11 protein-coding genes are annotated in these 12,875 nt (G+C 38.1%); 3 read left to right on the top strand and 8 right to left on the bottom strand.

Going from position 1 to position 12,875, the window contains the following annotated elements; genetic code table 11:
- Positions 1 to 2: 2 nt before the first annotated feature.
- The 5 genes from G9C87_RS07840 to G9C87_RS07820 form a co-directional block, all read right to left on the bottom strand.
- A complete protein-coding gene (locus G9C87_RS07840) occupies positions 3 to 1,919 on the bottom strand; it encodes a fumarate reductase/succinate dehydrogenase flavoprotein subunit (protein WP_172279872.1) in 1,917 nt (638 codons plus the stop codon).
- An 11-nt stretch (positions 1,920 to 1,930) separates the two neighbouring features.
- Positions 1,931 to 2,587 carry a succinate dehydrogenase cytochrome b subunit gene (locus tag G9C87_RS07835; RefSeq protein ID WP_172279871.1) on the bottom strand — a complete coding sequence of 219 codons (657 nt, stop codon included), beginning with the start codon at positions 2,585 to 2,587 and terminating at the stop codon, positions 1,931 to 1,933.
- 19 nt (positions 2,588 to 2,606) lie between these two features.
- On the bottom strand, positions 2,607 to 4,037 hold the full coding sequence (locus tag G9C87_RS07830) for an anion permease (RefSeq protein WP_172279870.1): 1,431 nt from the start codon (positions 4,035 to 4,037) through the stop codon (positions 2,607 to 2,609).
- 19 nt (positions 4,038 to 4,056) lie between these two features.
- Positions 4,057 to 5,187: a porin gene (locus G9C87_RS07825; RefSeq protein WP_228456983.1), complete on the bottom strand. Its 1,131-nt coding sequence runs from the start codon at positions 5,185 to 5,187 to the stop codon at positions 4,057 to 4,059.
- A gap of 62 nt (positions 5,188 to 5,249) precedes the next feature.
- The gene (locus G9C87_RS07820) at positions 5,250 to 6,296 is read right to left on the bottom strand and encodes a linear amide C-N hydrolase (protein WP_172279868.1); all 1,047 of its coding nucleotides are present in this window, start codon (positions 6,294 to 6,296) and stop codon (positions 5,250 to 5,252) included.
- 336 nt (positions 6,297 to 6,632) lie between these two features.
- On the opposite strand from G9C87_RS07820, the gene G9C87_RS07815 reads away from it, so the two are divergent.
- From G9C87_RS07815 to G9C87_RS07805, 3 genes are all read left to right on the top strand, one after another.
- Complete coding sequence (locus G9C87_RS07815; RefSeq protein WP_172279867.1) at positions 6,633 to 8,822, top strand: ATP-binding protein; 2,190 nt, start codon at positions 6,633 to 6,635, stop codon at positions 8,820 to 8,822.
- A gap of 26 nt (positions 8,823 to 8,848) precedes the next feature.
- The gene (locus G9C87_RS07810; RefSeq protein ID WP_172279866.1) at positions 8,849 to 9,400 is read left to right on the top strand and encodes a biliverdin-producing heme oxygenase; all 552 of its coding nucleotides are present in this window, start codon (positions 8,849 to 8,851) and stop codon (positions 9,398 to 9,400) included.
- Positions 9,401 to 9,539: 139 nt separating this feature from the next.
- Entirely contained in the window at positions 9,540 to 10,466 is a 927-nt protein-coding gene (locus G9C87_RS07805; RefSeq protein WP_172279865.1) for a malate dehydrogenase, read from the top strand.
- Positions 10,467 to 10,526: 60 nt separating this feature from the next.
- Here G9C87_RS07805 and G9C87_RS07800 read toward each other — a convergent pair whose 3' ends face one another.
- The 3 genes from G9C87_RS07800 to G9C87_RS07790 all read right to left on the bottom strand — a co-directional run bounded on the left by G9C87_RS07800 (position 10,527) and on the right by G9C87_RS07790 (position 12,797).
- Positions 10,527 to 11,255, bottom strand: coding sequence for a hypothetical protein (locus tag G9C87_RS07800; protein WP_172279864.1), 729 nt, complete (start codon positions 11,253 to 11,255; stop codon positions 10,527 to 10,529).
- A gap of 124 nt (positions 11,256 to 11,379) precedes the next feature.
- The gene (locus G9C87_RS07795; RefSeq protein ID WP_172279863.1) at positions 11,380 to 11,796 is read right to left on the bottom strand and encodes a VOC family protein; all 417 of its coding nucleotides are present in this window, start codon (positions 11,794 to 11,796) and stop codon (positions 11,380 to 11,382) included.
- A gap of 92 nt (positions 11,797 to 11,888) precedes the next feature.
- A complete protein-coding gene (locus G9C87_RS07790) occupies positions 11,889 to 12,797 on the bottom strand; it encodes an alpha/beta fold hydrolase (protein ID WP_172279861.1) in 909 nt (302 codons plus the stop codon).
- Positions 12,798 to 12,875: the final 78 nt, after the last annotated feature.

Genomic DNA, 12,875 nt, shown 5'->3' with positions numbered 1-12,875 from the left:
TTTTATTTATAACTTCTTACAGTGGGCTGTATTTCTTCAAATACAAGCGGTTCTTTAATTAATTCAGGTTCCTGATTTTCACCTTTCCATGCCCAGGCAGAAATAAACTGAAATTCAGAATCATTTCTGAGGGCTTCTCCATCGGGAGTCTGATATTCTTCGCGGAAATGGGCTCCACAAGATTCGTTTCGGGTGAGGGCATCGTAGCACATCAGTTCACCGATTTCAAAATAATCTGCAACACGTCCGGCTTTTTCCAATTCTGTATTCATGTGGTTTTCATCACCGGAAACTCTTACGTTTTGATAAAATTCTGCTTTCAGTTTTTTTATTTCTTCAATGGCATATTTCAGGCCTGCTTCATTTCTTGCTAATCCACAATAATCATAAAGCAGTTTGCCCAGGGTTTTATGATAGTAGTCTACGGTTTTGTTCCCTTTGATATTGATAAGGTGTTCAATCTGTTGCTTAACGGCATTTTCTGCATTCTCAAATGCCAGGTTATCGGTTGATATTTTTCCGGTATGGATTTCATTGGAAAGATAATTTGCGATCGTATACGGAGCAATGAAATAGCCATCTACGGAAGCCTGAAGAAGGGAATTGGCGCCCAGTCTGTTGGCTCCATGATCTGCAAAATTGGCTTCTCCCAGAGCAAACAGCCCCGGAATGGTTGTCATGAGCTCATAATCTACCCATAATCCGCCCATAGAAAAGTGGGCAGAAGGAGAGATCATCATGGGTTCTTTATAAGCATCATATCCTGTTATTTTTAAATACATATCGAACAGGTTTCCATATTTTTCCTTAATTTTTTCTTTGCCCTGTTCCTTAATTGCTTTGGAAAAATCAAGATATACTGCATTTTTAAGAGGTCCGATACCGAATCCGGCATCAATTCTTTCTTTAGCAGCCCGGGAGGAAATATCCCTTGGTGCCAGATTGCCAAAAGCAGGGTACCGCCTTTCCAGATAATAATCCCGTTCATTCTCAGGAATATCATTTGGAGATCTGGTTTCATTATCTTTTAAAGGAACCCATATCCTTCCATCATTCCGGAGAGATTCGGACATCAGGGTCAGCTTAGATTGATAATCTCCGGATTGGGGCAATGAAGTCGGGTGAACCTGTATCCAACTTGGTGAAGCCATTAAAGCTCCTTTTTTATGGGCTCTCCAGATTGCTGAGCCATTACATCCCATGGCCAATGTGGAGAGGTAATAAATTTTACCATATCCGCCGGTGGCTAATACAACAGCATGAGCAGAATGCCGTTCAATCTCACCGGTATCCAAATTTCTTACAATAACTCCTCTTGCCTTGCCATCAATGAGCACAAGATCCAGCATTTCATGTCTGGAAAACAATTGTACCGTATTTTTACCCACCTGCCTCATCAATGCCTGATATGCTCCCAGAAGCAATTGCTGACCGGTTTGACCTCTGGCATAGAATGTTCTGCTTACCTGTACTCCGCCAAAAGACCGGTTGTTGAGGTAGCCTCCGTACTCCCTGCCAAAAGGAACTCCCTGCGCTACTGCCTGATCAATAAGGTTTAACGAACATTCAGCCATGCGGTATACATTGGCCTCACGAGCTCTGAAATCTCCTCCTTTCAGAGTGTCCACAAACATTCTGTACACGCTGTCTCCATCATTTTTATAATTTTTAGCAGCATTTACTCCTCCCTGAGCTGCTACGGAGTGGGCTCTTCTCGGACTGTCCTGAAAACAGAATGATTTTACATTATAGCCCATTTCTCCAAGAGATGCAGCTATGGAACTTCCTGCCAGTCCTGTTCCTACTACGATAACATCCAGCTTTTTACGGTTTGCAGGATTAACGAGTTTTGCCGTTTTTTTATATTGAGCCCATTTTTGTTCTAATGGTCCCTGGGGTATTTTAGAATCTAACTTCATCGGTTTTATTTTTAATTAGCGGTAAAGAAAACATAAACAGGCATGAGCGCAAATCCAATACTGATAATGATTGAATAAGCAATTCCTATGGTCTTAAACCATTTGACAAACTTCGGATGATAAAGTCCCAATGTTCTTACTGCGCTATAGATCCCATGGATAAGATGATAGCACAGGGCAGCCATGGAAATCACATAAATGATCACATACCACCATTCTTTAAATACCGTCACCACCAGTATATAAAGATCCTTATTCCCGTTATTGTCTAATGGCGGACTACCGAATTTATATACATACCAGAAGTTCTGAAAATGGATCACCAGAAAGATCAGTAATAAAGTTCCCAATATTCCCATATTCCGGGAATACCACTTGCTTGCTCTTCCGCGTCTGTCGGCAGAATAACGTCCACCCGATTTTTTGTTTTTTAAAGTGATGATTAAACCATCTACTGCGTGAAGAATAATACTTGCATACAGGACATAAGAAACGATTTTGATTACAATATTACCCGAAAGGAAGTGAGAATAGGCATTGAATTGCAAATGTGCCTGCTCCTGCGGCAGGAACAGCTGAAGATTTCCCAGGAAATGGATCAGCAAGAAAAAACTCAGAAACAATCCTGTGAGGCACATCAGCATTTTTCTTGACAAGGTAGACAGCATAATTTTTGTTTTTTTATTTTTAATAATATCCCAATACTTTCATCCATAAGCCACCTACTACCATGTAGATAATAAGAAGTACGATTCCTATTTCCAAACCGCGAAGCCACCAGGCTTTCAGCTCTACATAGCCGCTTCCGAAAAATACCGGAGCAGGACCGTGGCCATAATGCGTAAGTACCCCGTAAATAGAACCCAGAAAACCGAGCATCATGGCCAGTAACATTGGTGGGATCCCCACGGCAACCCCTACACCTAACAATGCGGCGTACATGGCAGCGACATGGGCAGTAGCACTGGCGAAAATATAATGGCTGAAAAAGTATACAACAATAATTACTGGAAAGGCCACCTGCCAGCTCAGTCCACCGATTTTCACTTTGATCAGGTCACTGAACCATCCGATAAAGCCGAGTTCATTCAGTGAGCTTGCCATCATAACCAGTACGGCAAACCATACGATGGTATCCCAGGCTCCTTTCTCTGACTTTATATCTTCCCATGTCAGGACAGAAGTCAGAAGCAGTAAGGTTAATCCTATAAAAGCGGTTGTAGTAGCATCAATTGAAAGTGCTCCGCCAAATATCCAGAGTGCCAGTAAAATGAAGAATGCCAATAGCATCAGCCATTCGTTCCTTGAAATAGGCCCCATGTCTTTAAGCTTTTGAGCAGCCATTTTAGGAGCGTCACCTGTTTTTTTCAATTCCGGTGGATACAATTTATAGAGTACTAACGGAACTACAAAAAAGGCAACCAAACCAGGCAGGAAACCAGCAGCAGCCCATGACATCCAGGTGATGTTGATGCCCAGGTTGGCTGCAAATTTCTGACACATCGGATTACTGGCGGTTCCTGTTAAGAACATAGAGGAAGCGATCAGGTTCATATAATAGCTGTTCAGCGTTAAGAATGCCCCTAGCTTTCTGTGGGTTTCCGGTTTTTCCGGAACAGAATCAAAACTGATAGCCATGGATTTCATAATAGGGTAGATGATACCTCCTCCCCGTGCGGTATTACTAGGGATAGCGGGAGCCAGGCAGACATCCGCTAATCCCAGACCATAAGCCAGCCCAAGGGAACTTTTACCGAAAATTCTTATGAATAAAAAAGCAATACGATTTCCCAGGCCGGTTTTTATAAATCCCCGTGCAATAAAAAATGAGATCCCAATCAGCCATATCACTTTATCTCCAAAGCCGGAGAGTGCTTTAGTGATTGATTTTCCCGCATCACCCGGTGCAATTACCTGGGTTAGCGCAGTGAATCCGATAGCCATCATACACATGGTTCCCATGGGAGCCGCTTTTAGAATGATTCCTAAAATTGTTGCCGCGAAAATGGCAAAAAGGTGCCACGCATCTGCGGTAACACCATCGGGCTCAGGAATAAACCAGATGATAAGGGCAACAGCAAAAGTTATTGCGACATTCTTGATATTTATTTCTTTCATAGTAGTAATGTGTTAATGATTAAAATCTACTTTGCACCTGAACGATGAATAGATTATTATTGTATTGTGAGGTATTTTCAATCTGTTTTTTATATCTGTCGAACTGTACACCCAATTGAATTCTTGCGCCATAGTTTTTAAGAAACTCTAAACCGAACATCGGAGTGATCGTTTGCCGGGGATTGGAGTTCATCCTGAAATTGGTGTCCAGGTATTCATACCGGCAGGATAATTCGAAGGCGCTGAGGTTTCTATGGTTGATTTCATATCTTAAGTTTGGTAAAAAATAAATGCCACGAATCAGATAATTGTCCGGATTGTCGGGCCTTTGTTCGGGTGCTATTGAATTATACAAAACATGATTTGTTGCCTGTTTCGCCTCCAACTGCATATCGAGGCTCCATTTAGGATCAAAAGTAACCAATGAGCTGAGGTCCACTCCAAGGGCGTAAACCTTTTTACCAAAGACTTCACCTATGCCGCCATTTAAACCAACGTTAAAATTGTATTTTTTTAAAAGCCCGAATACCAGGCGGGTTGAATATTGTTTTCCGTTGTCGTTATCATTAACCTGATTCTTTCCATTACCATTAACTACAGAAACCGCATATTGGAAAGGTATTTCTCCCAGCTCAAGCTGCCCGGTAGCGGACATCCCTATCTGGAAACTTGTCCATCCCAATTTTCCGAATTCAGTGTACTGATTGGACCAGTCCAAAGACTTGATGATGTCTATAGGGTAAGTTTCTTCAATCCCGAACCACGGACGGAATTGCCCGACAGTGATGGCAAGTTTAGGATTGAAAGTGTATTTCAAATAAGCATTTTCAAGAACCCTGCTTTTAGGATCATTTTTGAAATCTGCCAGATTAGCCAATACGACTACTTCAGTGCGTTTGCTGATCTGTGCTCTTACCTGTACCCTCATGTATTTGAGCATGAAATTATTATCAGTTCCGGATCCGTCTTCATGATGAAGTCCGTTTACATCAACATCTTTGGTCATACCAACAAGATATCTCGCCTGAAAAAGTCCTTTAATCTGTAGCTGAGGATATTTTATATTATCTTCTCCCGGTTGGGTCTGTGCAGAGTCTTTCACCTGCCCGCTTACTGATATCGAGAAGACAATCAGGCAAAGTAATTGCATTCTTTTTTTTAGTGAAAAAAAGGTCATAGTGCTTTATATTGAGTTAAAAGATTGAAAAGGATCTAAAGTCCCAGGAATTTAAAAGGCTTGCTTTCTACAAAGTCTTTATTGGTTTTTCCGTTGTAGGTTTTAAAATTATCAAGGTTTAACTTTAATATTTTTCCTTTAGGGCTGAAATCAAATTCTTTAAGATCTACCCAAAAGGTATTGGGAGTGAATACGGTTTCAAAGTAGTAAACCAGATTTTTATGGTCGGAGACAGAACGCCATCTTGTTGAAGAAATATTAGGTTCTGTTTCTGAACTTATACCGTATGGTACCGAACAATTTCTGATCACACTGAAAACACTTGCTACGGCAGAACGGGTATCAGAAGTTTTCGGAATCGCATCGATATAATAGGAAGCTCTTACAAAACGGTCTGCTGCACGATTGGTTCCGGGAAGCATAATAGTGCCCGGGATTCCTTTCCAGTAATTATTTAAAGCGAGTTGCTGATCAAAAACAGGGGAGTTTGTCATTACAGTGTAAGACGGATCGTGATGGATAATCAGTTTTCCGTCGATGTATTCTAAAACAGCATTATCCCCGGAAGCATCTGATAAAGATAAATGAAGGGTGGTAAATCGTTCAGTTCCCGGGATATAATCACTTACAACAACGAACGGTTCTTTTTTCATATAATCGACAGCCTCTTTTACATTTTCAAAATTATCGAGGAAATATTGAGCCCACATCGAAATGGAAATGCCTTTCTCGCGTCCCTTGGGATTAAATTTCGGATATTGGCTTTCACCCAGCCATAGTACATTGGCAACAAGTCCTTTTTCGTTCATTCCGTCAGCGGTTGCAATATCCCATGCTGTGCTGATAAGGCTGCCATATTTAGAGGTCCATTTAACGGATTTTGCACCAACTTCGCCGTCACGTTGTATTCCTCGCGGGAGCACCCATAAATTTACTGCAATTTCATCACGCCAGTCCATAGACCGGGCAGTGATAACTGTGTTATCAGGGCCTTTATAAACGACTCTTGTACAAGCTTCGGAATAATTAATGAGTCCAGGTAGAAAAAAGGAAATAAGAGGGATAATTAATAATTTTTTCATACTGATGTATTTGAGTGTTAGGTAAATAAAAAATATATTTCTTTTAAAAATATTTGATTATTTATTTATGTTTTCATGTTTTGGTGATATAAAACTAGTGAATTTTACTTAATTATTAGAATTATTTTAATTTAATATTAGTTTGATGTTAATAATCATTTTCCTTTAATTTTATGAAAAAAATTGTGATTTTCTTAACAAAATTTAGTATATTAATAACAATAGATTGTGATCTAATGTGCTGTTATTTAAATAGTTGAATTTATAATAGGTTTAGATACCACAAAGTAATATTTCATCAAAAAATTCGTTATATTTGATTGATTTTAGAATACTATGAATTTTGTAGAATGTCACGAAGAACCCATCCATATTCCGGGGTATGTACAAAGTTTTGGATACCTGATTGGCATTGATGCAGAATCTCACTTCATTACTTTTTTCAGTGAAAATATAAGGGATATATTTGCTATCGAAGATGTAAACATCCTTTTCGATAAAAAGATCAGTGATTTTCCGGAAAGCTTCCAAAGTATTATAGAATCAGAGATTTATAATTCACTGAATACGTTTACAAGACGAGAAAATGAGACGTATTTCGATAAAATATTCATCCACGGAACGGAATATCATTTTTCTGTTTTCCGAAATAGCGGCCGCATCTTTTTAGAGTTTGAGAAGGTTATTGAAAATCCCAATAAGCGGATATCCAATAAGTACGATAACTTTTATATTATAGACAATGCTCAGGAAATCTGGGATCAGCTTTTAAACACACTTTCTAAAATTGTGAATTATGACAGAATGATGGTGTATAAGTTTATGACCGATGGTTCGGGAAAGGTGATTGCTGAAAAAAGAAGTAATGGTATACATAGTTATCTCGGATTGCATTATCCTGAAACGGATATCCCAAGACAGGCCAGGGAATTGTATCTTAAAAAAAGAAAGAGGATTTTCAGTAATGTATATTCTGAAACTGTTCCTATTTTAAGCAAAATACAACAAAATATAGATCTTACATTCGCTGCGTCACGCGGAATGTCGCCTATTCATGGACAGTATATCAAAAACTCCGGAGCTTCTTCAAGTTTTAGTGTTTCCATCATTATCGATGATAAGCTATGGGGATTGGTAACCTGTCAGAATACCGAACCTAAACATATAGATCTGGAAGACCGCGTTCAGGCAGGGATTTTTACAGCATTGGCATCTAATGCCTATTCGTCTTTTAAAACCAAAAGAGAACTGAAGTATCGCCTGGATCTGAATGAAAAATCTGCATTTCTGAAAACAGAGTTTCTGAAACAAAATTCTTTATTCGACTCTCTGGTTCAGAACAGGAAAGAAATTATGAATATTGCAGAAGCAGATGGTCTGGCAATTATTTCGGATGACAATATTGTAAAAACAGGAATTACTCCAGCCCACGCAGTTATTCAGAAAATAGTAAACTGGGCTTACGAAAACACAGATGAAAGTATTTACATTAACCGCAGTTTCCTGAAAGAGTATGGTAATGATCTGGAACTCGACAAAGATAGTGCAGGGATTATCATATACTTCATAGACCGGGTTAAGAATGAAATGTTGATCTGGTTCCGCCGGGAATTTGACGAACATATAGATTGGGCCGGAAATCCTGAAAAGAAGGTTGATGTTTTCGTTCAAAACGGGGAAGAAAAACAGATCGTTTCTCCAAGAAAATCTTTTGAAGTATTTAAGGAAAACATTAAAGGTAATTCCAAACGATGGAGTTCCAGAAACATAAGCGGAGTACAAGTGGTTCGTGATGTAATTTTAGAAACATCCCACAAGCAATATAACACCATAAAACAGCTGAATGACCAGCTTAAAAAAGTAAATGAGGAGCTGGACAGTTTTTCTTATACGATCTCTCATGACCTGGGAACACCGCTTACTGTAATGAAGCTTAATGCCCAGATGCTTCTTTCTAATTTTGACAAATCCGAAAAGGAAAAAAATAAGTTAAAGTCTATTATCGAAGAAATTGATAATATGGCAGAGATGATGCATGATGTCCTTCAACTGAGCCGTGCAAAGCACAGTGAAATTGAACTGGAAAGCCTGCAGCCTCATCAGACAATCGAAAAAATTTCTGAGAATGCAAGAATTACTTTCGATAGCCCGAAAACAGAGATTATCATCAAGGAAGCTCCCGAGGTCCTGGCAGATAAAACCATGTTGCACCAGGTATTTTTAAATATCATTAATAATGCCGTAAAATATTCCTCTCATCAGGAGCAACCGACAGTAAAAATCGAAGGGCAGGAAGTGGGAGAAACGGTTGTTTATAAAATTTCAGACAATGGAATCGGAATTCCTGAAGAGGAAAAGCATAAAATGTTTAAGATTTTCAACAGAATGGATAATGCCAAGAAGTTTAAGGGGAATGGCATCGGGCTGTCTATTGTTCATAGAATTATGAAGAGAATAGGAGGGAATGTGGATTATAAAAGTGATAAAGAGGGTACTTCTTTCATTTTAACGTTTAAAAAGCCCTAAATTTGAGGAACTTTTAAATCCATATTATGGTATCTGAATATCTTAAACAAAATACAGCTGAATATCACGATGCTGCTGAGAAACTTTTTAACTCTGAAAAGATTTTTAATAAGACCTTTACTCTAGAAGATTATAAAAAAATCATTCATACGAATTACCTGATGCTTTTGCATTCTGAAGATAAAATTTTCAACAGCCTTCATGACAAGTTTGGTGATAAACTTCAATTGGAACAGAGAGTAAAACTTCCCCTTATCGAAAAAGATCTGGAAAGTCTTGCTTTGGAAAACCAAAAGACATCCCAGAGGCTTGAGGTAAATAATGAGCATGAGGCATTAGGAATGATGTATGTAATTGAAGGTTCTACATTAGGAGGAAATGTTATTGCGAAACAACTTTCTAAAACGGAGGGTTTTGATGAGGTAACTTTCAATTTCTTCGGTTGTTATCAGGAGAACACAGGACCTATGTGGAAAAACTTTAAAGAGGTTCTGGATACTGAAGTTTCTGAAGAGAACTACAACGAGGTACTATCGGGAGCCAAAAAATTATACACTTTTTTACTGAACGTAAATTAATTTCCGGTCTGAAATCCAAATATATCCTTTGCAGATAATTAACTTCCTGAAAGATTGCTCAATTTTTCAGGAATTGTTAAATTTGGGAGTCAAATTTTTAGACTGAACTAAAAATAAATAATTTTAAAAAGTATACATTATGAAAGTAACTGTAGTAGGTGCAGGCGCTGTAGGAGCAAGCTGTGCAGAATACATTGCTATGAAAAACTTCTGTTCAGAGGTAGTTTTAGTAGACATTAAAGAAGGTTTTGCTGAAGGTAAAGCAATGGATTTGATGCAGACAGCGTCGCTTAACGGTTTTGATACCAAAATTACGGGAACAACAGGAGACTACAGCAAAACTGCAGGATCTCATGTAGCAGTAATCACTTCAGGGATTCCAAGAAAACCTGGAATGACAAGAGAAGAATTGATCGGAATTAATGCAGGAATCGTAAAAGACGTTACTGCTAACCTGGTAAAGCATTCTCCTGATGTAATCATCATTGTAGTTTCTAACCCTATGGATACAATGGCATATTTAGTACACAAAACTTCCGGTCTTCCAAAACATAAGATCATCGGAATGGGGGGTGCATTGGATTCTGCCAGATTTAAATACAGATTGGCTGAAGCATTGGAAAGCCCTATTTCTGATGTAGACGGAATGGTAATCGCTGCTCACAGTGATACAGGAATGCTTCCATTATTGAGCAAAGCGACAAGAAACGGAGTTCCTGTAACTGAATTCCTTGATGCTGATCAACAAAAATATGTAATTGAAGAAACGAAAGTTGGTGGAGCTACACTAACTAAATTATTAGGAACTTCAGCTTGGTATGCTCCAGGTGCGGCTGTTTCTGTAATGGTTCAGGCAATTGCATGTGACCAGAAAAAAATGATCCCTTGTTCTTTAATGCTTGAAGGGGAATACAACCAAACTGATATCTGCTTAGGTGTTCCTGCTATTATCGGTAAAAATGGTGTTGAAAAGATCGTAAACGTAACACTTACTGTAGAAGAGCAATTGAAGTTTGCTGAGGCTGCTAAAGCTGTAAGAGAAGTGAACGGAGATCTGAAGTTTTAATTAAGTAAAACTTTATACATAAAAAACGCGCCCAAAAGGCGCGTTTTTTATGTAGTCTTTTTAATCTATTCTTTCGATCAGCATCTTTCTTCCACCCGCATCAATTTCCTGTTTCAAAACCTGGTTGGATTTTGTGTCAATATAAAAAGTCATTTTTACAGCATTGTCAGAAATATCATCTGTCACACTCACCATCCAGACCTCTTTATTGAGAAAAGTCCCTTTTTGTGTATCTGTAATATGGGCCTTCATTAACCTCTTGCTTGATTTCGGATTGTAGTCAAAAATGGCAATATCAGTCTTATAATGATCTTTAAGCGGTAACCACCGGATGATCTGAGGATAGATGTTACTATCGAAAAATCCTCCCTCTCCCTTTTCGTTAATTTCGGTTTTGGTATTGCTTGCTTTGTCTGTATAATATCCGGTTACTGTTTTCCCAAAATGTAAAGCCATGTCCCTTTGTGTGTTGAAAGAAGTATGTTTTATTGGTTTTAATTGAGGAAGCTCTGCAATGGTTTCATCAACCCAATCTGGCTTACCAGCCATTTTTACGGTAGTTTTTACATCCACTGTGGTATTGCTACGGGTAATTTCTGTGTTTATCTTAGCAATTTCAATTTTAGCCCCATCCTTTAAGGCATACCAGATCATTGCTTCTTTTTCATTTTTGATTAAGTTATTGATCACTTCATTCTTTTCAGGAGTCTGAACTTTATCTTGTGCACAAAATAGGGAATTGCCTAATATCATCATGAGAACTGTGCAGGAAAGAAACCTTGTTTTCATAGTATAGTTATTTGTTGGTTATAATCAGTAAGTCACTGAAAATGAACAAATGTTACATTGCTATGAGTATTATGGGACAGGGAGAAATAAAAAACGCACAATTTGTGCGTTTTTAGGTAATCTCTTATTTTTCAGCGTGAAGGCCAATTCGGTTGCCTTCCGTATCTCTAATTACAGCAATATAGCCTGCATTCATTTTCATCGCCGGACTTACGATCCTGCCACCAGCCGATTCTACTTTGTCCAAGACCACCTGGATTTCCGGATAAGCATTGATGTAGACTAATGTTCCTTTGTCCGAAGGCTGATTGTTTTCTGATTTTGATAAAACTCCTGTAATTCTACCCGAGGTAGCCTGAACAACATCAGGGTTATAAGGGAAGAAGGTAAGTTCTTCCTGAGTTTCCGGAATAGAGCGTGTGATCATTTTAATATCTAAAATTGTTTCATAAAATGTTTTCGCCCTTTCCGTATTGATGACCGGAATTTCAAACCATGTAATAACATTGGTGTTTTCGTCAATTTTTTTTAATGCTTTCATAGCTTAATATTTATGGTGTATGATTAAGGCAGCTAATACAATACCAATAGCAGCTATGTTTGAATTATTTTTATTGACAATTTGCAGATTTATTATTTTTTCCTTCCTACAAAATTCCAGACGGCCTTAATGAATTCAGGATTTTTTTCATAATACAGCAGGTGTCCGCCATCAATGGAAACAATTTCTTTATCAGGGAACTTAAAGGATTGATAGTGTTTTGTACCTACAGCCTTATCCTTTTTCCCAGTAATGATCAATGTTGGAACTTTGATGTCTTTTGTAATCGGGGCATAATCTGCATAGTATTCGGGAAATTCTTTAGGCTTTGTAATCACTGCCATCCCAAAGTCAATGATTCTTGGATGTAATGAATCAACCTTATCCATTTCTTTGATCGTTTCAATATCATCCGTAAGGAATCTGAATCCCATTCTTTTGGATCTTAAAGCCTTGCTTAATTTGGAAAGTTCAGAAGAAAGACTGTCTTTTGCAATCTTTTGGTTTTTCAAATGAAGAAGCTCATTGGCATATTCAATCTGTTCTTTGACAGATTCATTATTTAAGAAATGTAAAGTCACATTGGCTAAAATAATGCCTTTTACGTTTTGAGGATATTTTTTAGCATAGCTTACGGCAATAATTCCTCCAAAAGAATGAGCCATTAAGAAAACCTTGTTTAATTTTAGATGCTGTCTTAATTCTTCAATATCCTGTACCATTTTATTCAAATGATAATCATCCGACTTCCCGGATGTTCCAGATCCTCTCTGATCCATGTAGACCATTTTAAGATTTTTCTCGAGATGGTTCCCTCCCATTAACTCAAAGGAAGGATATCCTTGCCCGGGACCACCTGGAATATAAATACAGGCTTCTCCTTTTCCTGAAACTTTGTAATGGATCTGTACATGATCACTTGTCTGAAAAAAATCCTCAGATTTGGATTGAGCTGATATAGTATTAATGAATAATAGCAGAGTAAAGAAAATAAATTTCATGTATTCAATTTTATACGAATATAACATTTTATACCAGGTATTTATTACACCTCTTTTATCTTAAGAGATAGAAGATAG

This window comes from Chryseobacterium sp. LAM-KRS1, from assembly GCF_013184525.1.
GTDB lineage: Bacteria > Bacteroidota > Bacteroidia > Flavobacteriales > Weeksellaceae > Chryseobacterium > Chryseobacterium proteolyticum.
Note: the sequence above shows the minus strand (reverse complement) of the source record. Positions and strands in the feature narration are given on the sequence as shown.